Source organism: Anaerolineales bacterium (assembly GCA_016928575.1).
Lineage (GTDB): Bacteria > Chloroflexota > Anaerolineae > Anaerolineales > RBG-16-64-43 > JAFGKK01.
Genome location: JAFGKK010000129.1, coordinates 1 through 21,466, shown reverse-complemented (window position 1 = coordinate 21,466; position 21,466 = coordinate 1). Strand labels below are relative to the sequence as shown.

Sequence of the window (21,466 nt, the reverse complement as noted above, 5' to 3'; positions counted from 1 at the left end):
GAAATCCCGAGCGGAGTCGTCAACGCCCTCGGCGGCATCGGTCGATTCGACTCCTTTCCAACAAGCTCTACCCGCCGCACCGGATGGTTGCCTTTTTTCGCGCAGGGCTTCCTTCAGACGGCACGCTTCCTGGAAGAGCACCCCTGCGGACAGCCGATTCCGGTTGCGTCCGAGTCGCGTTTATCCGATAATCGGATCCGGCCCGAATGGTCCTCAAAAGCCGGACCCCCAACGCCATCCTCGTTCTCGGGAGCGGGATATGATTGTCTCCGTGTATAAGAAAATATTGGCGGACTGGATGGAAGTGCGCCAAGGCAAACCGGGATTGCGCTGGCGCGGCCAGCTCCTGAGCCTTTTCCTGCTCGGAGGCCTGCACGCCAGCCTGTTTTTGTTTTTGATCAACCTCTTTCTGTGGTTCAGGGATTCCGATCCGCGGCAAATGACCTTCGTCTTCGTCAACTTGATCGGGCTGGTGTCGATCAGCGGCATCTGGTGGATCAACCGCCGGGGATGGAACCGCGCGGCCTCGCTGGTCTTCGTCTGCCTATCCAGCCTCCTTCCCTTCCTAAGCCTGGCCGGAGCGGACTACGACCGGGTGCTGATTGTGGCGGCCGTGCCGATCGCCCTGGCATCCTTCCTGATTTCTCCCGCCGCCTCCTTTCTCGTCCTGGCGGTCCAATCCGGCCTGTACACGGCGAGTTATTTCCAAGCCGGCGCGGCCCAGGAATTTAATTATTTTTCCCTGCTCGTGATGGGGCTGATCGCGTTCATTTCCTGGGTCTGCGCCACATGGTTCGAATCCACCCTCTCGCAATCGCGCCTCTTCCAAACCCGGCTGCAGATGATCACCGAAAACATGCTCGATGTGATCGGCCACGCCGACACCCACAGCATCCTCCTGTACGCCAGCCCTTCGGTGAAAAAAATATTCGGCTGGGAGCCGAAGGAGCTGGAAGGCCGGTCGGTCTTGGAATGCATCCATCCCGAGGAATCCGAACGGGTCCTCCGACAGGTCCAAGGGGCCGTGGCGAACCTCCTGCCCACCATCCGGCAGGAATTCCGCATCCGCTGCGCCGACGGGGAATTCAAGTGGGCCGAATCGGAAACCCGCCTGATGTACGATCCGTCCGGGACCTTTGAAGGCATCATTTTCGGAATCCGCGACATCACCGGACGGCGGCAGGCGGAGGAAGCCTTTAACCGCGAGCACGTTCTGCTCCGGACGGTGATCGACAACCTGCCGGTGGCCGTCTTTGCCCAGGATGCGCATTCCCACAAAATCCTTTCCAACCGGATGGACGAAGAGATGATGGGCCCGCTCCATGCCGCGCACGGGCCGGGGTCCGCCGACGCCGAATCCACCGCGGACCGGTTTCGGGAATTCGACCGGCGGGTTGTGGTATCCGGGGAAACCTTTCTGGACCAGGAGATGAAAATTTCCGACACCAAAGGGAATCCCCGGACCCTCCTCACCTCCCGGGTCCCCCTGCGCGATGCGGACGACGGCATCATCGGCCTGGTGGGGATCGGGATGGACATCACCCGGCTGAAACGGGTCGAGGAGGAGCTCTCCCAGGAACGCGCCTTTCTCCGGGCGGTGATCGACTCTTCCCCCAATCTGGTATGCGTCCAGAAATCCGACGGGACTTTCGCGTTGGTCAACCAAGCCCTGGCAGACATTTACGGGTCCACCCCCGAAGCGATGGCCGGCAAAGAGGACGCCGAATGCGGACACCCGCCGGAAGACGTGCGCCGGATTCTGAGAGCCAACGGCGTGGTCCTCTCCAGCCAAAGACCGCAGCTGTTACCGGAGGAGAAAATCACCTTCGCCGAGGGGCGCGAGCGCTGGTTCAGCATCAACAAAATCCCGCTGCGGGAGGAGACCGGCCGCAGCGACAAGGTGCTGTGCCTCGCCACCGACATCACCGAACGGAAGAAGGCGGAGGAGGAGATCCGGCGGTTGAACGCGGAGTTGGAGCGCCGGGTGGCCGAACGGACCGCTCAGCTGGAAGCCGCGAACAAGGAGCTGGAAGCCTTCGGATACTCCGTCTCGCACGATTTGCGCGCCCCCCTGCGGAGCATCGACGGTTTCAGCCAGGCCCTGGAAGAGGATTACGGCGCGGTCCTGGACGATCCGGGGAAGGATTTTCTGCAGCGGATTCGCGCCGCCAGCCGGCGCATGGGTTTGCTGATCGACGACCTGCTGGTCCTTTCACGCCTGACCCGCGGCGAAATCAACCGCAGGAAGGTGGATCTCTCGGCCGTCGCCGGCAGGATCCTGGAAGAATTGCGGCGCAACGATCCTGACCGGAATGTAGAATCGGAGGTCGCGAAGGGTTTATCCGTCCTCGGCGACGAACGACTCCTGTCGGCGGTCCTGGAAAACTTGTTGGGAAACGCGTGGAAATTCACCTCCCGGCGGAAAAAGGCGAAGATCCTATTCGGCGCCTGCGCCACCCCGGAAGGGGAAACCGCGTTCTTCGTCAAAGACAATGGGGCCGGGTTCAGCATGGAGCACGTCGGAAAATTGTTCCAGGCCTTCCAACGACTGCATACGGTTAAGGAATTTCCGGGGAACGGAATCGGGTTGGCGACGGTGCAGCGGATCATCCATCGCCACGGGGGCAGGGTTTGGGCGGAGGGCGCCGTGGAAAACGGCGCCACGTTCTTTTTCACCCTGCCAGCCCCATAACGGGATGTGGACCAAGCCCGTCAGGCAAAGCGTTTTTCCATCAACCAAGCGGGCTCGACGACTTCCCGAAGCACCCCCTCATGATCGTTGTAGAACCAATGACCGGGATCTTCGGCGATGACCCGGTAGCCGTGCCGTTCGTAGAGGGTGCGCGCGCGCAAATTTTCTTTTTCCACGCCGATCGACGCCGCGTCCATCCCCCGCCGCCGCAATTCGTCCTCCGCCGACCGGATCAGGCGCGACCCCAACCCCCTTCCGCGGAAATCCGGCTTGATCCTCAGCGCGTACAGGTAGCCCCGGTGGCGGCCGTCGGCATATCGGGAGTCGCTGCTGTTCCATTGGATGAACACCTGCCCGACCAGCTCCCGGGTCGTCCGGCATTCCATCACTAAGAGCAGACGCGATCCGTTGCGCATATCGTCGTAAGCCTGGCGGAACAGCCGCCGGAAATGGGTGAACACGCCGTCCCATTCCAACGCCGGAAGGTCCCGCTCCACCAACAAGCGGATGATGAATTCCTCGCCCGCGCGGACGGCGTCGGCCGCGACCGCTCCGGCGCTCAACCCGGCTTCCTCCGGCCGTTCGTTTCATCGGCCAAGGAAGCGGATATCAGCTCCGAAAGCATCCGCGCCTCCTCTTCCGCCGTGGAAATGAGGCCGTCGAGTCGCGCGCAACGGAGTTGATGCAGGACCTCCCGATACCGTGGGCCCGGCGGCAATCCGCGCGCGCGGAGGACCGTACCGTCGGTCGCGGTCTGCACAAACCGCCACTCCGACAGGTAGCGATCCAGCCATCCGCGAACCGGCTCGGCGGCCAGCAAATACGCCCCCACCAACGCCGGTTCGGAGACGTCTTCCAGCAAATCACAGATGCGGCTCGGGGCGGCATCCGCCGCCGTCGCGGAGAGACGGTCCAACACCCGGCGCGCGCACCGAATCCGGGTGGCCTCGCGCTTGGGAAGGTTCAGGCGGTCGAGGATTCCATCCAGGTCGGAGTCCGGATGCCCGACCAGCCAGGCATGCATCGGAGGAAAAACCCCCCGACCGCCGTCCGCCAGCCGCCAGCGCGGATCCGGCGAAAAGGCGCGGGCTCGGCGCACATGCTCGGCGTGGGCCGGATTCCAAGACAATCCGGGGTGGATCCGTCCGAGCACATCCAACTCCTGCAGGCGCCGCAGGGCATCCCCAGGCGACGGCTCTTCAAAGATCGCCTCGAACTCGTGGCGGATGCGGTCGCCGCTGACGCGGTGGAGCAGGGGCAGGGCGCGGTCGATCAGATCCCGAGTCCGGGGTTCGATTTGGAATCCCAGCCGCTGTTCGAGGCGCACAGCCCGCAGGATGCGGGTCGGATCGTCGACGAAGGAAATCGAATGCAGGACCCGAATGCGCTTTTCCTCCAGATCGCGCAGCCCGCCCCAGAAGTCGTTGATCTCTCCGAAATGAGCGGCGTTGAGCGAAAGCGAAAGGGTGTTAATGGTGAAATCCCGCCGGTGAAGATCCAGCTTGAGGTTGCCGCGCTCGACTTCGGGAAGCGCCGAAGGATGCGGATAAAATTCCGCGCGCGCCGAAACCAGATCCAACGATTCCGGAAGCCGGGATGCCGCGTCCGCGGAGAGGGACAGTTTGCCGAGGTCGGCACCGCGCAGCAGCCATTTGGCCGTCCCGAAGCGGTCGTGGCTGCGCACCCGTCCGCCGTACTGCCTCGCCACGGAGCGGACAAGTGCGATCGCATCGCCTTCCACCACCAGGTCGAGGTCGTAGGAGGGGGTGTTCAGCACCAAATCGCGGACCACGCCGCCCACCAGATACAGCGGAATCCGCTGTCGATCCGCGACGGATGACACGGCGCGCAACAGGGCCATCCGCGCCGGCGGAAACTCTCGTTCCAACCGGTCCCGCAGGTTCAACCGGGCCGCGGCGCTGCCTTTCTGTCCGGGCGCGAGGGCTTTGATCAGGTCTGTGCGCGTGACGATCCCCACCACGGCGTCGCCTTCGGGCGAGAGGACGGGAATCTGCCCCCACCCTTGCTCCACCATCAGGCGCTGGAGGTGGGTGATCGAATCCGAAGGCCGGACGAAAACATTGCCGCCTTCCATCACGTGCTCGACATGGGCGCGCTTCATCCCATGGGCGAGCGCTCGGTCGACCGCCCGCCGCGTGAGCAGGCCGACCACCCTGCCTTCCCGCACCACCGGAAAGCCCTCGTACCCGTAGCGCGCCATCCGCTCGGAAGCCTCGGCCACGGTCAGATCGGATTCCACAACTTGGGGGCGCGGGGAATAGATCTGCGCCACCTGCAAGGGCGGAACGATCGAGGTCGGGAGCAGATCCGTCAACTCCCGGTACACTTCCTCGAGAGTCCGCCCGCGGATCATCGCCGCCGCGGCGCGGTCGTGCCCCCCTCCGCCGAAGTGCGTGGAAATTTTGGAAACGTCGATCGAATCTGCGGTGGAACGCGCCACCAGCTGGACATGCGAGCCCAAGTCCACCAGCACGAACAATCCGTCGGGATGGAACAGGTCGCGGAGTTTGTGGGCCAGGGTGGAGATTTCCTCGACGTCCGCCGGAGCGTCGGCCCGGGCCAGAAGGATCCTCCGGCCCTGGACGATCCGGGTTTCCGCGCTTTCCAGCAGACGGTCGTAAAGCCGGCGCTGCGGCGCGGAAAGCGGGTGGTTGAGAAATCCGGCGGCCAGCGAGAGGTTTGCCTCTTGCTCCAGCAGCCAGGCGGCGGCCCGGACGTCGCGCGGAGTGGTCCCGGCATAGGAGAGTGAGCCGGTGTCCTCGTAGATCCCGAGCAGGAGCAGGGTGGCTTGTTCCGACGAAACCGGCTGGCCGACGGCCTGCAGGGATTCGACCAGCATCGTTGTGGTGGCGCCGACGGATTCCACAGCCGCGGTCCAACCCTTCGGCAGGGATGTGCGCTCCGGGTGGTGGTCTACGATGTGGACCCGGGTGTGCTCTCCGACGCCGCGGATTGTCGGCATCGACTGCGTATCGACCAGCGTCACCCTTTCGACCCGCTCCTTCGGAAGGTCGTCCGGGGATTCGAGCGGCAACTCCTCGCCGTACAGGGCGAGGAACGCGTGGACGTTCCGGTTCGTGCGGTTCGGGATCACCGCGTGCGAATCCGGCTCCAACAGGCGCGCCGCAAGAAGGGCGGCCAGCGCGTCAAAATCGGCCTGATCGTGAGTGAGGATTAAATGCATTTTTGCGTCCGGTTCGATTATACTTCCGGGAGGAAGCCGCGAGGCCGCCGCCATGAATGCTCCGTTTCCCCCCGAGGAATTCTGGATCCGCCTGCTTTCGGAAGATCCGGACCTCATTTGCGCCGCGTGGAAATTGCTGAATCCGGAAGAACGGCGGATCGTCGGCGCGCATTTGCAGGCCATGACGATGGAAGAAGGATGGCAAGCGGGCCAGCGCCGATCCGCCCGCGCGGCGCTGCGGGTTATCTCGAGGTGTCGGGAGGTGTAAACTCCGCCGCCGCCAAGCCGCTTGGTGAAGACCGATGCCGATCGAAATCATCCGCGATGTGGGAACTTGGGAAGCCATATCTGAGGAATGGAACCGCCTGCTGTCCGCCAGCGCGGCCGCCTATCCTTTCCTTCGCTGCGAATACCTCCGCGCCTGGTGGGATCATCTCGGCGCCGGCGAGTGGCCGGCGGCCGAGTTGCGCATTGCCGTCTGGCGCGAAGACGGCTCTTTGGCCGGCGTCGCGCCGCTCTTTCGGACCACCTGCGACGGCGAACACCGCCTGCTTTTTATCGGGAGCGCAGAGATATCCGACTATTTGGATCTGGTCGCCGCGCCGGACCGTCTGCCTTCGTTTTGCGCGGCGCTCTTCGAATCGCTTGCGGCTTTTCCGGCATCGGAGTTCGCCGCGCTCGACTTGTTCAACCTGCACGCTTCTTCCCCCACCATCCCGCTCCTGGAGGCGGAAGCCGAACGCCGCGGGTGGGGATTATCTAGAGAATTTCTGCAAGTGTGCCCGGCAATCGCTTTGCCCCGTTCGTGGGAGGATTACCTTGCCTCGCTGGATAAAAAGACGCGCCACGAAATCCGCCGCAAACTGCGGCGGGCCGAAGGCGGCGAGGGCGGCTTAACACTGCACCTGCGCGGATCGGAGGCTTCGGAGGAATTCCTCCGCCTGATGGCCTGCGACGGAGCCAAAGCGCGGTTCCTCACCCCGTCGATGCGCGCCCAATTCCGGTCGATCGCGGACGCCGCCCAGAAGGCTGAAATGCTGCAACTGGCGTTTCTGGAAATGGACAACGCCAACATCGCCGCGTTCTTTAACTTCACCTTCGGGAATCGGATCTGGGTCTACAACTCCGGCATGGATCCAAAATACGCGGCGCTCTCCCCGGGGTGGGTGCTGCTGGCGCTGCTGATCCGTAAAGCGATCGAGGACGGATTCCAAGCTTTCGATTTCATGCGCGGCGATGAGCCGTACAAGTTCCAATGGGGCGGTCGCGGAGAAAAGATTTTCCGGTTGAAGATCCGGCGGACTTGAAAAGCGTTTCCCGAAACCCGGATAGTAAAAAAAAGTCTCCTTTCCCTCCTTTTCTCCCTCCCGTCGCGTTCCCTCGCGTTCCCTCGCTTCGCTCGGGACAGGCGCTCTGAAAAGGCGCTCGGAACAAGCGCTCTGAACGGGAACTCCGGGATAGGTTCGGGTGCTTTTCCCGAAATTGTCCCGGGACCGGCTCCTCAGCCCAATCACTGCCGAAAAAAGATAGGCATTTCGAGACTGACACCCTTGAGAGTTGCGCTAGAAATGCGTATACCAAAACCGAACCTTGCGAGGATCGTTTGAAGAGGAAAATAATTTTATCCGGCTTATTTAAAATACCTTCATCAGAGTGAGCAGACGCAAATAACAACAATTATTGCTATTGTTTATCTATTTTATCTTATATCTGTGGATAACTAACATAAAACTGTGGAAGAAATGGGAAAAACCTGGCGTTTATGAAAAAAAAAGAACGGGCGGTGTGGAGAAAGGATCAATGAAATAAGAAAAAAACAGCGGATATTCAATGAAGTCTGCAGGTTATTTTGCCGAGAGCAGGGATAAGGATGCAGCCCATAAGGCGGCTGTAACCATGAAGGATACCGCCCAAAATGTATACGCTGGAGGGCGCTGTCCTTTACGCCAAGCCCACCAGCCCAGCACCGCGTTGATCAACCAGATCGCCCCGCCCGCAAGTGGGAGTAATAGCAGCCTTCCAGGATCTCCCAAGCTGGTTGGAATTCCGGATGCGTCAAACCGGAACGGCTGGTCCGCCGGCAAGCCGGGTTGGATGGCCGTCAGAAACGCCCCCAAGGCGATTCCGCCCGCCAAGCTTGGCCCGAGCAGGCCGACGGCCGGCGGATCCCTAAGGATTTCTGCGAAAACCGGTTTTGGTTTTGCGGATTCCGGCTCGATCTTTTCCAATCCCCCTTGTGCCGATAAATCGGTGATGCACCGCGCAAATTCAACCGATGAGGCGGGCGAAACCGCCAGATACCGGCGTTTGGTGACCAACAACAACAACGGCCGGCCGCGGTCGGTGGCCATCCATTCCATCACTTCCCCGTCCGGAATGTCCACCTGACCGTGCCACATATCCAGCCATCCCGGAGCGGCGCGGCGGACGGTATCCGGGATCTTGCTCCCGGAGCGGATCTCCTCGATCTCCTCGATCGGCAGGACTTCCCGCCTTGACCCAAACCGCAGGATCAATGCGCCGGCGGGCGTGGTTTCATAACCCGCGCGCAACAGGAAATAAAACCGATACAGAATCGGAGGCAGCAGGCAAACGCCGATCGCCGCTCCGATAAGCGCCGCCGCGCCGATCGGGTCCGGAGAAAAGCGGATCAGGCGCCAGACGGAGACACCCGCTACGGCGAACAGCACGACTGCCGCAGCGGCGTGCAGGAGGAGCAGACGGTTACGGACAACGGGGAAACGCATCCTCAGCCCAGAAGAAGGGTGTCCCCGATCCTCCGCAAGCGGTTCTCGGCGGTCGATCGGGGAAAATATCGTCGTATGCCGTATCCGCCGAGCGGATCAGACGGCTGGGATCAGCCGCCTGCGCCCTGCGGGTAGATGGGTACATTCCAGGCGCGGAATTTCGGCTCCATGCCGCGGACGATCCGGAAGTATAGATCCCGGAGTTTGGTCACAAACGGGCCCATTTTGCCGTCGGCGATCAAGCGTTTGTCCACGCGCGAAATGGCGCAGATCTGGACGCCGGTTCCGCAGAAAAACGCCTCCTCGGCCAGATAGACCTCGGTCCGGTCGATCGGACGCTCGACGACGGCCATTCCCAGCTCTTCGCGCGCCAACTGGATCACCGTCCGGCGAGTGATGCCTTCCAGGATGTTTTCGGTGACCGGCGGAGTGACCAACATGCCGCCCTTGACCATGAAGAAATTCTCCGCACTGCCTTCGGAAATGTGCCCGTTCGGATTCAGGACGATCGCTTCGTCGTATCCGCCGCGCATTGCGTCGGTTTTGATGAAGGCGGAGTTTACATAAGAACCGATGATCTTCCCGCGGGCGGGGATGGCGTTGTCGTCTACCCGCCGCCAGGAGGAAAAGGTCACCGAAGACCCCTCCTCGCTCTCGATGTAGCGGCCCATCGGGACCGAGACGATCGAAATATCCGCATGCAGATCGTGCAGCCGAACGCCGACCACTTCGTCGGGGACGATCGCCAGCGGGCGGACGTATGTGTCTTCGCTGCGTTTTTCCAGGCGCAGGAGTTCGACCACCACCTCGGTCAACTGTTCGGGAGTATGCGGCAGCTCCATGCACAGCAGGCGGGTGGAATCCAGAAACCGTCGGAAGTGATCCGTCGGACGGAACAGGTAAAGCTGCTCATCCCTCTCGTTCCAATATGCCCGCAGGCCTCCGAACACGCCGGTGCCGTAGTTCAGCGTGTGCGTCAAGACGCCGACTTTCGCCTGTTCGTACGGCACGATCTTTCCTTTAAAAAAAGCGAACTTGGGCAGAGTCATGCGATCCTCTCCTCCGGGCAGCGGATCCGGGAATCATCCCGGCCGACCCCATTATATCCCCGCCTTGACGTACGTATCGGCGCGGTCTACACTAACCCCTAACAGGCGCCCCGTCTGCCCGCAAGGCGCGTTGGCTACGGGCGGGCGGGGTTTTTCAAACCGCCGGCCGCGAAGGAGCCTCCGCCCGAAAAGCCGATGACGCCCGCATCCGTTTCCCTCAGCCGACGCGCGGGAAAAAACCTTTCCGCTTTGGGAATTCTACTTTTCTCGGCCTCCTGCGCCCTAATCGGGCGAAGCGAAAAACGCGCACGGATGGCCACCGCCCTTCCCAGCCCGACCGCCACGCCGCTGGCGGCGCCCTATCGGCCGACCGAATCCCCGCCCGCGCCGTTCGCCGACACCGCTACGCTGAAATCCGTGCTTCCCTGCTCCGACCGCAAGGGAACGTTGCAGCCTGAAAGCATTTCCAGTTCGATCACCGGGACGACGGTGATGTTCTATATTTACCTTCCGCCCTGCTACGAATCCGATCCGCAAGCGCGTTATCCGGCGCTGTTCCTCTTCCACGGTCTGGGTCGTTCGCCGGATCAATGGCACGATTTAGGATTGGAAGCCACCCTGGACCACCTGATCGTCTCCGGGCAAATTCCCCCGCTGGTGATTGTCCTTCCCCATATCCCCGGGGAGGATTCGAACGACGCCGTGTTCCTCGCCGACCTGCTTCCGGCAGTGGAAGCAAAATTCCGCATCCGCGCGGATCGCAGACACCGCGCCGTCGGAGGCGTATCCCGCGGAGCCGCGTGGGCTCTGCGCCTTGCGCTCCGGCGGGCGGATTTATTCGGCGCGGCGGGCGCTCACAGCATTTCCCCCGGTCCGACCGCCCTGGCGGACATCTACCTTTGGGCGGAAGCCGTGCCGGAAAGCCTATGGCCGCGCCTGCGGTTTGACGCCGGATACTCGGATCCGCAACTTCCGCAGATGCAGGCGATCTTGCAGGTTCTGGATTTGTTGAACCGGCCCTACGAACGAGTAGTCCCCCCCGGCGACCACAGCGACGGATATTGGGGCGAGCACCTCGGAGAGTACCTGGTGTGGTACAGCGCCGGATGGATTAACGAAAACGCGCCCGCGTAGCTTCGGCGGGCGCGTCGGTTATTCTCCCGAACTGCTATTTTTCCTTTTTCTTCTCCGGCCGATTCTTCATAACCGCGTACGCGATCACCGCGGCCCCGGTGCCGAGCATGAGCATTCCCGCCGTGCCGATTCCGGCATGGTCGATCACGGCGACAAAGGAGCCAAGCAACCCGAGGAAAATGGCGATCTTGAGCTGCCACTCCCTGGCCGCATCCAGGAACACCGAAGCGGTCAGCCAGCCGACGGCAACGCCGAACACCAGCCCGCCGAGCGGCCGGAGCAAGCTTCCAAATAACTCGCACAGCGGATTCCACGTGTCGGTGAGAAATTCAGCCATGAGTCCCTCCCGCAATGAGATTCCCGTTGGTCAACAGGTGCCTTGGAGTCTAAACCCAAACCAGTACGAGCGCAAGCCGGGTGGTACCTACGGACAAGAATGGACCCCTCGGCTTCAGGAAACGGAAGCCTTGTTCGATCCGATTAACCCGCCGGTTTTTTTGAGCCGCAGCTTTTTCCGTCCCCCTGGAATTACTTGACAGAGCTCAAATCTAGTATACAATTAGTTCAGTGATACAATTGATACAAGAGGTGCGGCCGTGCAGCTCCGATTGGATTTTCACGAAAAGGAGCCGATCTACTTGCAGATCGTCGAGCAAGTGAAGAGCATGGTAGCTTCCGGAGTGCTCGCCCCCGGCAGCCAGCTGCCCACGGTCCGTGAAGTGGCGGCCGAACTGTGCATTAATTTCAACACCGCCGCGCGCGCCTACCGCCTGCTGCATGAAGAAGGGATCATTTCCACACAGCAAGGCCGCGGAACGTACGTCCTGGAACCCCCATCTCCGTCGGAGGGCCGGCGGATGAAACGGGAACGGCTGCAGGCGATGGTTCACGGCTGGCTGGAGGAGGCAAAACGGTTGGGCTTTTCCCCCGACGAGGTGGAAAAAGCCTGGCAGGAAGGATTCCACCGCTGGCGGCGGTCCTGAGTGCGGTTCCGGCTTTCTGGATCCCTAGGGGTTAATGAACGGAGGTTAACAAATGTCCGGCGAATCCATTCGAAGTGAAAGAAACCGCGGGAAGGATCCGGCCGCAGCGCATGCGGTCAGCCCGCTCGGCCTTTCTCTTTTCTTCCTGTTTCTTATCTTGTCGGTCCTCCTGGCCGTCGCGTTGGATGCCTTCACCGCCGCGACGGATGAGATCATTGCGTTGTCGATGGTTCCGCCTGTTCTGCCGGGCCTCTATTTCATGGCCGCGCTCAAGATGGCCAATCAATGGGAAAAGGCGGTGGTGCTGCGTTTGGGGAAATTCCGCGGATTGCGCGGTCCGGGCCTTTTCTGGATTATCCCGGTCGTGGATTCCATCGCCGCCTGGATCGACCACCGCGTGATGGTCACGCCGTTCAATGCCGAAAAGACCCTCACCAAGGACACCGTCCCGGTGGATGTGGACGCGGTTCTCTTTTGGATGGTTTGGGATGCCCAGAAGGCCGCACTTGAGGTGGAGAACTACCGCGTCGCCATCACCTGGGCCGCCCAGACCGCCCTGCGCGAGATCATCGGCCAGATGACCCTGGCCGACATCCTTGTCGGCCGCGCCAAAATGGACGCCGAACTGCAGAAGATCATCGACGAACGCACTACCCCGTGGGGCGTGACCGTGCAGTCGGTGGAGATCCGCGACATCGTCATCCCGCAGGACCTGGAGGACGCGATGAGCCGCCAGGCGCAGGCGGAGCGCGAACGCCAGGCGCGGGTTATCCTCGGCGAATCCGAACGCCAGATCGCCGGTTCCTTCGCCGAAGCCTCGCGCGCCTACCACGGCAACCCAACCGCGCTGCACCTGCGGGCGATGAACATGCTCTTCGAAGGACTCAAGGAAAAGGGCGCGCTGGTTATCGTCCCTTCGGGCGCGGTGGAAACCATGAATTTAGGGGGGATGGCGGGGCTCGTCTCGTTGGAGAACCAGGTCAACAAAAAGGATTAACCGATGGCCGGATCCGAATATCCCCTCTGGGAATACCGCGTCGAGGATTTCGGCGGGGTGATCAGGAGCGAGCCCAAGCGCGAGGAGTTTGAGGCGCTCTTGAACGCCTGGGGCGAAGAAGGCTGGGAGATCGTCAGCGGGTTCTATCACACGGGAACCACCCGCCTGCGGATCATCGCCAAGCGTCCGTTGACCGCGTCCGTACGCCGGAGGCGCAGTATACCCGGTTTGGACGCCCAGCTCGGCTGAGGCCCCCCCCCGCTTCTCAACAGAGATTCCGCGCGCCTGAGCCGGCCATCGATTCCGGGTAAAAGGGAGTCTTGATATGGACGGGATTTTTATCGCGCACGCCGCCAACGGCATCTTGATGATCGCCCTGCCCGTCGGGTTGGCGATCTTCCTGACCCGCCGGTGGAAGCTGGGGTGGCGACTGTGGTTGATCGGCGCCGCGACGTTCATCCTTTCCCAGGTCGGCCACATCCCGTTCAACCTCTTCATGGGCGCGCTCCTCAATCGGACTCCGCTTGCCCAGCTTCCTCCCGCCGGGCAGCTGCTTTTCAACGCCGCGTTCCTCGGATTAAGCGCCGGATTATTCGAGGAACTCTTCCGCTACGGGATGTACCGCTGGTGGGCCACCGATGCCCGCTCGTGGCGGACGGGGGTATTGACCGGCGCCGGCCACGGCGGCGCGGAAGCGATCTTGCTCGGATTCTTCGTCCTGCTGGAATTGCTCCAGCTTGCGGCGCTGCGCGGGGCGGATCTTGCGGCGCTCGTCCCGGCCGACCAGCTGGCGGCCGCCCAGGAGCAGGTCGGGGCCTACTGGTCGATGACCTGGTACGATTCCCTGCTCGGCGCACTCGAGCGCGCACTCACCATTCCGGTGCAGATCGCCCTCGCCGTGATCGTGCTGCAGTGCTTCGTTCGGGGCCAACACCGTTGGCTCTGGCTGGCGGTCGGGTTCCATGCGGTCATCGACGCCTCGGCCGTATTGGCGATTCGGCATTTCGGGGTCTACGGCACTGAGGCCATGGTCGCGGGGTATTGCGCACTTTCCATCGGCATTCTTTACCTGCTGCGCCGGCCCGAGCCTCCGGATCAGGAACCCCGTCCGACTCCTCCCGCCGCCGCGTTCACCCCGCGGCCCGTGGAAGAAACGCCCCAAAAGCTCGACGATACGAGGTTTTCATAAATGCCGATAATCCGCGCCGACAACGTCACCAAGCAGTTCGGAAAGGTTCTGGCGGTGGATTCCCTCAGCCTGGACGTGCGCGAGGGCGAGGTGTTCGGTTTTCTGGGCCCGAACGGAGCCGGGAAGACGACCACCGTCCGAATGTTGACCAGCCTGATCGGGATCACCCGCGGATCGGCCTCCGTCGCCGGCCTCACGGTGGGCCGTCAGGATACCGAAATCCGCCGCACGGTCGGCGTGCTGACCGAAACGCCGGGGATGTACGATAACCTCTCGGCGGAAAACAACCTGCGGATTTTCGCCGAATTGCACGAAGTCAAGGACGTCCGCGGACAGGTGGAAAAATATTTAAAAATGCTCGGCCTGTGGGACCGCCGCCTGGATGCGGCCGGCACCTTCTCCAAGGGGATGCGCCAGAAACTGGCGATCGCGCGGGCGCTCTTGCACGAACCGCGGGTCGTGTTCCTCGACGAGCCGACGGCCGGACTCGATCCGGAAGCCTCGGTCCTAGTCCGCGAGTTCATCGCCGGTTTGCGGCAGGAAGGCCGCACGATCTTCCTTTGCACCCACAACCTGGACGAAGCCGATCGGCTGTGCGACCGGATCGGCGTTTTTAAAACGCGTCTGCTGGTGGTGGACACGCCGGCCAACTTGCGCAAATCGGTGTTCGGGAGGAAAGTCGTCGTTCATCTGCGGACGGCGGACGCCAAGTTCCTCGACGAGGTGCACAGACTGCCTTTCATCCGGGACGCGAAAATCATCGAGAACAAACTGGTGATTGCCCTGGACGATCCCGAAACGCACAATCCCGAAATCCTCCACCGCCTGATCGGCGCCGGGGCGGAGGTGGTGTTCGTCGGCGAATTGCGGCACACGCTGGAGGACGTCTACCTCCAGCTGGTCAAGAACGCTTGAGGTGGGCATGCAAAAGATCCGCACCATCATCCGAAAAGAGTGGCTGGAGGTTTTCCAGAACCGGCTGGTGATCTTCTCGGTGGCATTTCTCCCCCTGCTGATGGCCGCCCTCCCACTGGGCATTCTGTTTTCCATGAAAGACGCGGGCGCCGCCTCCGCCGGAACGTTGTCCTCGGAGACGATCCCGCGGGAGATGGCCGCCTTGTGCCCGAGTTCGCTGGAGCCCGGCGACTGCCTGAAGGTGTACATGATGAACGCCTTCATGGTCCTGTTCATGATCATCCCGGTCGTCATCCCCGGCGCGATCGCCGGCTACTCGGTCGTCGGCGAAAAAACCACCCGCTCGCTCGAACCGCTCCTGGCGACGCCGATCACCACCTTTGAACTGCTGATCGGCAAGTGCCTGGCGGCGGTCATCCCGGCGGTGGCGGCCACCTTCGGTGCGTTCGGCATCTTCGCGCTCGGCGCGGCGATCATCCTGGCCAATCCGGCGCTTGTGACGGTGCTCCTGGATCTGCGCTGGCTGCTGGCGGTCTTCGTCCTCGGCCCGCTCCTGGCGTTCCTGGCGGTGACCTTCGCCCTGATGGTCTCCTCGCGTGTCAACGATCCGCGCGTCGCCGAGCAGATCTCGGCGGTCGTCATCATCCCGGTCATGGCGGGCTTCCTGGGCCAGCTTTCCGGCCTGTTCGTCCTTAATCGGGAGATCATCGTCTTCGCGGCGTTGATCTTCCTGGCCTTGGACGGGCTAATGTTTTACTTGGCGACAAAGGTGTTTCAGCGCGAATCGATCCTCACCCGGTGGAGATGAAAAAATGATCCAAAGAATTCGGATTGCGTTGTTCCTGGCCGTCCTGGCCGTTGGCTTATCCGCCTTCCCCGTCCTGGCGCAGGAGGAAACGCTCACCATGAGTCTTTCGCGGGATTGGGGCTACGGCGGTTTCGGTGGCGACATCCAGGGAACCTTTTCCTTCCACGTGCGCGGACCCGACAATCTCGTCCGGGTGGAGTTTTTCATCGACGAATTGCTGGTCGGCGAGGATGCAACCGCGCCGTTCAGCCTGCAATTCGTGACCGACAGCTATCCGGATGGCCCGCATGAGCTGTATGCGATCGGGCACACCGACGACGGAAAGACGCTGCGCTCGAATTCCGCCTTCCCGACCTTCGTCCCGGCTTCGGAGGCGGGCGATGCGCTGGTGAAAATCCTGATTCCGACCTTTGCGGTGATTTTCGGCGCGATCGCGGTTTCAGCCGTCATCCCCCTGCTGACCGGACGCAAATCCGCTCCCCTCCCGGCCGGCACTCGGCGCACCTACACCTTCGGCGGCGGCATCTGCCCGAAGTGCAAACGTCCGTTCCCGTTTCCCTTTCTCTCCCTGAATCTGCTGCTGCACAAGTTCGCCCGCTGCCCCCACTGCGGAAGGATCGGCTCCGTCCGCCTCTCGTCGCTTGCGGACCTTCGGGCCGCCGAACAGGCCGAATTGGAGAATGCGAAAACGCGAATTCCCGCGCCTTCCGAGGAAGAAAAGCTGAAGAAAGCGATCGACGATTCCAAATATCAAGGATTGTGACCGGATTTTCCTCCTTTTGCCTCACGGGCTGAAGCCGGCATCCCAGCCTCCTGCCCGGCAAATATTTCCAATTCGGCGAAGAGGAAAAAGCGGCCGCGGGGATTCGGTTCGAAGCCGGAAAAGAGATCGAGGGTCCGATGAGGAAAACCGTCGCAGCCCTGCTGCGGATCGCTGCGCTTCTTGTGATGCTGGTTTGTTGGCGGCGGCTGATGGAACGGCCGTATGCGCCGGCTCCGGATTTCGGAATAATGGTGGGGCTTGTTCTGATAATCTTTCCGCTGGTTTGGCTGGGAAGAAAAATCCTCGATCGGCGGCCGACCCTGGAACACACGGTGCGCGTCACCACGATCCTGCATTACCTCGTAGTGTTCCTTCTCGGCGCCTCGATTTTCCGGGCCGTGGCCACCTACCCGCAATGGCCCGATTGGAAAATCCCCATTCCGCCGGGTGTTGGCCTTGCGCTGGTTGTCCTGACCGGCACTTGCTTGGCCTTCACCGTGGCCAATCTCGCCTTGAGGGGACTCGGCGCCCCCTTCGCCGTGTCGCTCAGCCGGAAACTCGCCGCGGATTGGATCTACGCCTGGACCCGCAATCCGATGGTGCTGGCCACCTTGCTGTTCTTCCTCTCTCTCGGGATCCGGATCCAATCCGCGCTCTTCGTCCTTTGGGTGGTTTTTCTGCTCACCCCCTTTTGGACGTTCTACTTGAAAGTGCATGAAGAACGGGAATTGGAAATCCGTTTCGGTGAATCCTACGTGGAATACAAAGCCAAAACGTCGATGCTTATCCCGCGGCGGCCGAAAGCCTGATCCCCTCGCCTCCCCATCGAACGCCTCCGGATTCCGTTCCATTCGGGAGTATGATTCCTCATAATAGGTTCCGGAGGTTGCCCGAGTGGCGATTCCTTCCCTGAGATTTTTTCCGCCGACCTTGCTCGCCTGCCTACTCTCCGCCGCCGGCCTTGCCGGTTGTCGATTCCTCTCATCCCCGCAGGCGGCGGATGCGTATCCGATGGTTGAACGGAGCGTTTCTGTTGGAGGACAGGAACGTTCCTACCTGTTGTACATCCCCGAGGGAGTCCGCGATGTTTCCGCAGCCCCGGTTGTGCTGGTGTTCCACGGCGGGTTGGGCAAACCGGAGAATATGCCGACGAGGACCGGATTCAACACGTTGGCGGATAAGGAGGGATTCATCGTCGCCTACCCGCGCGGGACCTCGCGGTCGGAGGTGCTGGAATTCGACACCTGGAACGCCGGCCTGTGCTGCGGATACGCCCAGAAGTCCGGCGCCGACGACGTCGGTTTCGTCCGCGCGCTGCTCGACGATCTGGCCTCCGTCGCGCCGGTCGATTCGCGCCGGATCTTCGCAACCGGCCTCTCCAACGGGGCGATCCTCTCCTACCGCTTGGCGTGCGAAATGGCGGACCGGATCGCCGCGATCGGTCCGGTGTCCGGGACCCAGAACATCGCCGAATGCACCCCGTCCCAACCGGTGTCCGTCATCCACTTTCACGGCACGGCGGATCCGATGGTTCCCTACAACGGCGGGTTCGGAAGCGGAATAAGCGGTGTAGCCTTTACCTCGGTCTGGGATACGGCGGATTTCTGGATCCGGGCCGACGGATGCCCCACAGCCGCAGAACACGAGGAATCAGCCGCGCTCATCCGCGATTCTTACTCCCCCTGCGCGGACGGCACCGCCGTGGAGCTGTACACTATCATCGGCGGAGGGCACAGCTGGCCGGACGGCCGATGGGCAGCGGCCATAGCCGATGAATCCTCCCCGGCGGTCGCCGCCTCGGCCGTGATGTGGGATTTTTTCAAAGCCCATCCAAAGCCGGAAACGAGGCCGTAGAGGAAAGGAGAGGAGCATTTTTACAGGATCAAGGAATGCGGTTTCCCGAGAAGCAAGCCGGGATCGTCGCTGGAGTGCGGAGAAAATTGCCCTCGACCCTTTGAGGCCTTTGCCCATTTACCGCGAAAAGGTTCTTTTACACTCCATTTTTATTTTCCTGACTTCCGGGTTTACCGGTGTAAAATAACCGATGATTCCCATGGCTGCCGACGACCACTCCGAACCCCGCTTATCCTCTTTCGAGCTCTTCGCCGATCTTCCCGCGGAAGAACTGTCCGCGCTGGAATCCGCGATGGAAGCCAAGCGGCTTCCGCAGGGCAAGGACGTCTTCCGCCAAGGCGAACCCGTCCGGTACTGCTATTTTATATTGGAGGGCCGGATCAGCATCTGGCACCGGCTGGGCGAACAGGAGGAGCAGATCCGGGTTTTGGAGGCGGGCGAAATATTCGGCGAGGAAGCCGTGCTTGGCGCGGCGCGGCGCCACGCCTCGGCCTTCGTGGAAAGCGACGCAGCCGTCCTGCGGATATCCTCGGCGGCGATCCGGGACAGTCTGCGGAATCTGCCGAAGACGGACGAAATGCTGCGGGCCGTCGCCCGCGGAAGGCGCCTGGTGCGCGGAGCCTCCTTTTCCTGGCTCGATCCCGACGAGGCGGTGTTCCTGGCGACTCGGAAAACCAACTTCCTCCTGGTCCCGAGTCTGGCCCTTCCGATTCTGTTGGGGTTTTTCAGCATGGCCGGATTCATTCTGGTGTTTCGTCAGGGCTGGGATGGATGGGCGTATCTGGTCCCGGGAGCCGGGGTGCTGGCCGCCCTCGTCTATGGGTTCTGGTCGGCGTTGGACTGGAGCAACGATTACTACCTGGTCACCAACCGGAGGATCGTCGCCCTGCGCCGGATCCCGCTGATTTATGACGACCGGCAGGAAACCCCGCTCGATATGATCCAATCCGTGGCCGTGACCAGCACGGTCAACCAGCGCGCGTTCGGTTTCGGCGACGTGGCCGTGCGGACCTTCACCCGCCCGATCGTCTTTCAATCCGTGCCGAACCCCAACGCCGTCGCCCGAATGGTGGAGACGATCTGGAAGCGCCGGCAACAGGCGCAAGAACAGGACGACCGCGAGGAGATCGGGCGGTTGCTTGCCGAGCGGTTGAGTCAGCGGCAAGCGGGGGAGGCGAGTCTCGAGGAGACCGATTCCTCGACGCCGGCGATGCCGCCCGGTTCCGGTCCGGAAGCCCCGTCCGGATCCCTGGGCGGCATCCAGACCCGAGTGGAATCGGGGAACGTCGTTACCTACCGTAAGCACCGGTTTTTCCTCGTTCGCAACACCTTCCTTCCGGTTCTGCTTTCGCTGTCGGCGATTCCACTCGGGGCGGCGGCGAACGCGGGTATCCTTCCGATAGGCCCAGCCGCGGGTATGCTGACGGCGGCCGGGGTGATGCTGGGGGGGGCGGCCTGGGCCGCATACGAATACCTGGATTGGGCGAACGATTTGTATCAAATCACCCCCGATCAAATCCTCGCCCTTCACCGCCGGCCGTTGGGGGACGAGGAGCGCCGCGCGGCGGGGTTGGAGAACATCCTCAGCTTGGAGTATGACCGCCCTTCGCTCCTGGCGCGGCTGTTGAATTTCGGCACGGTGAAAGCCACCGTCGGCCAGGTGATTTTGGTGTTCGAGGAAGTCGGCGACCCGGTCCATGTGCAGGAAGATATTTTTCGGAGAATGGAATCCAAGAAGCGGCGGATGACGGAATCCGAACGCCGCCGCCGGCGGGAGGAAATCGCCGATTGGATCGAAGCTTACCATCATCTCGCCCGCCCCGAGTCGGAGGATTTTGAACAAAAGGAGTAAACGATGAGCGTACGGGAGATTTGCACCGAGCCGGATCCGGTGCTGCGCAAGAAAGCCCGGAAAGTCGAAGCGGTGACCCCCGAGATCCGCCGGTTGATCGACGATATGATCGACACCATGCGCGACGCGCCGGGCGTGGGTTTGGCGGCGCCGCAGGTCGGGGTCGGATTGCGGGTGATCACGGTCGAATACGCCGAGGAGCCTGATCCGCCGCCGCCCGAGGGGACTCCTCCGCCCACGCCGGAGCTGTACGTCCTGATTAATCCGGACATCACGCGGGCTTCGCGGGAAAAGGTCGCCGGCATCGAAGCCTGCCTGTCGGTGCCGGGTTTTGCCGGGGAGGTGGAACGCCATACCGAGGTTGTGGTGAAAGGGCATAACGTCCAAGGGGCGTCGGTAAAAATCAAAGCCAAGGGTTGGCTGGCGCGGATCTTCCAGCACGAGATCGATCACTTGAACGCGACGCTGTACGTCGACCGGGCTTCGAAGGTGTGGGAGGTCAAACCGGGCGAGGTGGAGGACAAGGTATAAATAAGTTGGTTGAGCAGGCCGAGTTCTCTTCTCGACCGTGTCTCCGGCACGATCCGCACCTGCACCCGCGAAGCGAAAAAGGCATCGACGCTTTTTGGAACCTGTGCGATTGCGAAGCGGGTGCCGCGGCGGGCGAAACCACCGGTCAAGTTTTTTCCACATTTCTTCAAGGGGAATTCGCAATGCTTTGGATGGATATCCTGCAATGCGCCGATAAATGGCCACAAAAAGCACATAAAACACAAATAACTTTTTACTATTTGCTCCCCTTATCAATTTTCCCAATATTTTGAAATTCCGTATCAGGCGGTTCAGTTCGACAGAATAATCACAACCATACATCACCGGTATTATTGGTTTTGTCCGTCACCCCGGCGCTTGCCCTCGTGGAGTGGCATTGCCCGCTCTTGGCATTCGGGTAATGCCGATAGCGAAGCGGGGGTGCTCGAAGCCTGGATCAAGTTCTTGTAAAAAAAAGGACGCCGGCTAAGTTCACCCCCGTTCCGAGGTCAGGCGCCGGCATGACGATCGCTGGTTGAGCAATTGCGAAATTCCCTTTGTGCCCTTTGTGCTTTCTGTGGCAAATAATATATCGGCTTGCCCTGAGGGTTTATCGAATGGACGGAATTATCGCCATAGATTACGGACTGCATTCAATAACTCGAAATTTATTATCACGCCAACGGCAAAGAATACACGCCGGTGTCTGTCCCTGCATGGAGGACCGGCGGCGCGGAGAGGGCTATG

At 61.6% G+C, this 21,466-nt stretch carries 20 protein-coding genes; 15 read left to right on the top strand and 5 right to left on the bottom strand.

The genetic code is table 11. The features are described from left to right. Positions 1 to 259 precede the first annotated feature (259 nt). Entirely contained in the window at positions 260 to 2,692 is a 2,433-nt protein-coding gene (locus JW929_15345) for a PAS domain S-box protein (protein ID MBN1440781.1), read from the top strand. A 20-nt stretch (positions 2,693 to 2,712) separates the two neighbouring features. Here the strand turns inward: JW929_15345 and JW929_15340 are convergent, their stop codons facing one another. Then, a complete protein-coding gene (locus tag JW929_15340; protein MBN1440780.1) occupies positions 2,713 to 3,255 on the bottom strand; it encodes a GNAT family N-acetyltransferase in 543 nt (180 codons plus the stop codon). Next, a complete protein-coding gene (locus JW929_15335) occupies positions 3,252 to 5,897 on the bottom strand; it encodes a CBS domain-containing protein (GenBank protein ID MBN1440779.1) in 2,646 nt (881 codons plus the stop codon). Before JW929_15335 ends, JW929_15340 begins: the two co-directional genes overlap by 4 nt. 52 nt (positions 5,898 to 5,949) lie before the next feature. Here JW929_15335 and JW929_15330 point away from each other — a divergent pair, with 52 nt between their 5' ends. Together JW929_15330 and JW929_15325 are read left to right on the top strand one after the other, a co-directional pair. Continuing rightward, the gene (locus JW929_15330) at positions 5,950 to 6,165 is read left to right on the top strand and encodes a hypothetical protein (protein ID MBN1440778.1); all 216 of its coding nucleotides are present in this window, start codon (positions 5,950 to 5,952) and stop codon (positions 6,163 to 6,165) included. Between the two features lie 34 nt (positions 6,166 to 6,199). Then, on the top strand, positions 6,200 to 7,204 hold the full coding sequence (locus tag JW929_15325) for a GNAT family N-acetyltransferase (protein ID MBN1440777.1): 1,005 nt from the start codon (positions 6,200 to 6,202) through the stop codon (positions 7,202 to 7,204). Positions 7,205 to 7,741: 537 nt separating this feature from the next. On the opposite strand, the gene JW929_15320 is transcribed toward JW929_15325, so the two are convergent. Next, entirely contained in the window at positions 7,742 to 8,644 is a 903-nt protein-coding gene (locus JW929_15320) for a hypothetical protein (GenBank protein MBN1440776.1), read from the bottom strand. Between the two features lie 110 nt (positions 8,645 to 8,754). Beyond that, on the bottom strand, positions 8,755 to 9,693 hold the full coding sequence (locus JW929_15315; protein ID MBN1440775.1) for a branched-chain amino acid transaminase: 939 nt from the start codon (positions 9,691 to 9,693) through the stop codon (positions 8,755 to 8,757). A 195-nt stretch (positions 9,694 to 9,888) separates the two neighbouring features. On the opposite strand from JW929_15315, the gene JW929_15310 reads away from it, so the two are divergent. Further along, positions 9,889 to 10,827, top strand: coding sequence for a hypothetical protein (locus JW929_15310; protein ID MBN1440774.1), 939 nt, complete (start codon positions 9,889 to 9,891; stop codon positions 10,825 to 10,827). A 34-nt stretch (positions 10,828 to 10,861) separates the two neighbouring features. Here JW929_15310 and JW929_15305 read toward each other — a convergent pair whose 3' ends face one another. Next, the gene (locus JW929_15305; protein MBN1440773.1) at positions 10,862 to 11,164 is read right to left on the bottom strand and encodes a hypothetical protein; all 303 of its coding nucleotides are present in this window, start codon (positions 11,162 to 11,164) and stop codon (positions 10,862 to 10,864) included. Positions 11,165 to 11,423: 259 nt separating this feature from the next. On the opposite strand from JW929_15305, the gene JW929_15300 reads away from it, so the two are divergent. The 11 genes from JW929_15300 to def all read left to right on the top strand — a co-directional run bounded on the left by JW929_15300 (position 11,424) and on the right by def (position 20,719). Further along, positions 11,424 to 11,810 (top strand): GntR family transcriptional regulator, encoded by a 387-nt coding sequence (locus JW929_15300; GenBank protein MBN1440772.1) that lies wholly within the window; start codon positions 11,424 to 11,426, stop codon positions 11,808 to 11,810. A 52-nt stretch (positions 11,811 to 11,862) separates the two neighbouring features. Continuing rightward, on the top strand, positions 11,863 to 12,807 hold the full coding sequence (locus JW929_15295) for a slipin family protein (GenBank protein ID MBN1440771.1): 945 nt from the start codon (positions 11,863 to 11,865) through the stop codon (positions 12,805 to 12,807). Between the two features lie 3 nt (positions 12,808 to 12,810). Then, complete coding sequence (locus tag JW929_15290; GenBank protein ID MBN1440770.1) at positions 12,811 to 13,056, top strand: DUF4177 domain-containing protein; 246 nt, start codon at positions 12,811 to 12,813, stop codon at positions 13,054 to 13,056. Positions 13,057 to 13,132: 76 nt separating this feature from the next. Then, positions 13,133 to 13,996 (top strand): YhfC family intramembrane metalloprotease, encoded by an 864-nt coding sequence (locus tag JW929_15285; protein ID MBN1440769.1) that lies wholly within the window; start codon positions 13,133 to 13,135, stop codon positions 13,994 to 13,996. Beyond that, the gene (locus JW929_15280) at positions 13,997 to 14,911 is read left to right on the top strand and encodes an ABC transporter ATP-binding protein (protein MBN1440768.1); all 915 of its coding nucleotides are present in this window, start codon (positions 13,997 to 13,999) and stop codon (positions 14,909 to 14,911) included. A 7-nt stretch (positions 14,912 to 14,918) separates the two neighbouring features. Next, positions 14,919 to 15,719: an ABC transporter permease gene (locus JW929_15275; GenBank protein MBN1440767.1), complete on the top strand. Its 801-nt coding sequence runs from the start codon at positions 14,919 to 14,921 to the stop codon at positions 15,717 to 15,719. Positions 15,720 to 15,723: 4 nt separating this feature from the next. Beyond that, on the top strand, positions 15,724 to 16,482 hold the full coding sequence (locus tag JW929_15270; protein ID MBN1440766.1) for a hypothetical protein: 759 nt from the start codon (positions 15,724 to 15,726) through the stop codon (positions 16,480 to 16,482). Between the two features lie 137 nt (positions 16,483 to 16,619). Beyond that, complete coding sequence (locus JW929_15265) at positions 16,620 to 17,291, top strand: isoprenylcysteine carboxylmethyltransferase family protein (GenBank protein ID MBN1440765.1); 672 nt, start codon at positions 16,620 to 16,622, stop codon at positions 17,289 to 17,291. 202 nt (positions 17,292 to 17,493) lie between these two features. Further along, a complete protein-coding gene (locus JW929_15260) occupies positions 17,494 to 18,336 on the top strand; it encodes a hypothetical protein (protein ID MBN1440764.1) in 843 nt (280 codons plus the stop codon). A gap of 199 nt (positions 18,337 to 18,535) precedes the next feature. Further along, positions 18,536 to 20,188, top strand: coding sequence for a cyclic nucleotide-binding domain-containing protein (locus tag JW929_15255; GenBank protein ID MBN1440763.1), 1,653 nt, complete (start codon positions 18,536 to 18,538; stop codon positions 20,186 to 20,188). Positions 20,189 to 20,191: 3 nt separating this feature from the next. Continuing rightward, positions 20,192 to 20,719: a peptide deformylase gene (gene def, locus JW929_15250; protein ID MBN1440762.1), complete on the top strand. Its 528-nt coding sequence runs from the start codon at positions 20,192 to 20,194 to the stop codon at positions 20,717 to 20,719. Positions 20,720 to 21,466: the final 747 nt, after the last annotated feature.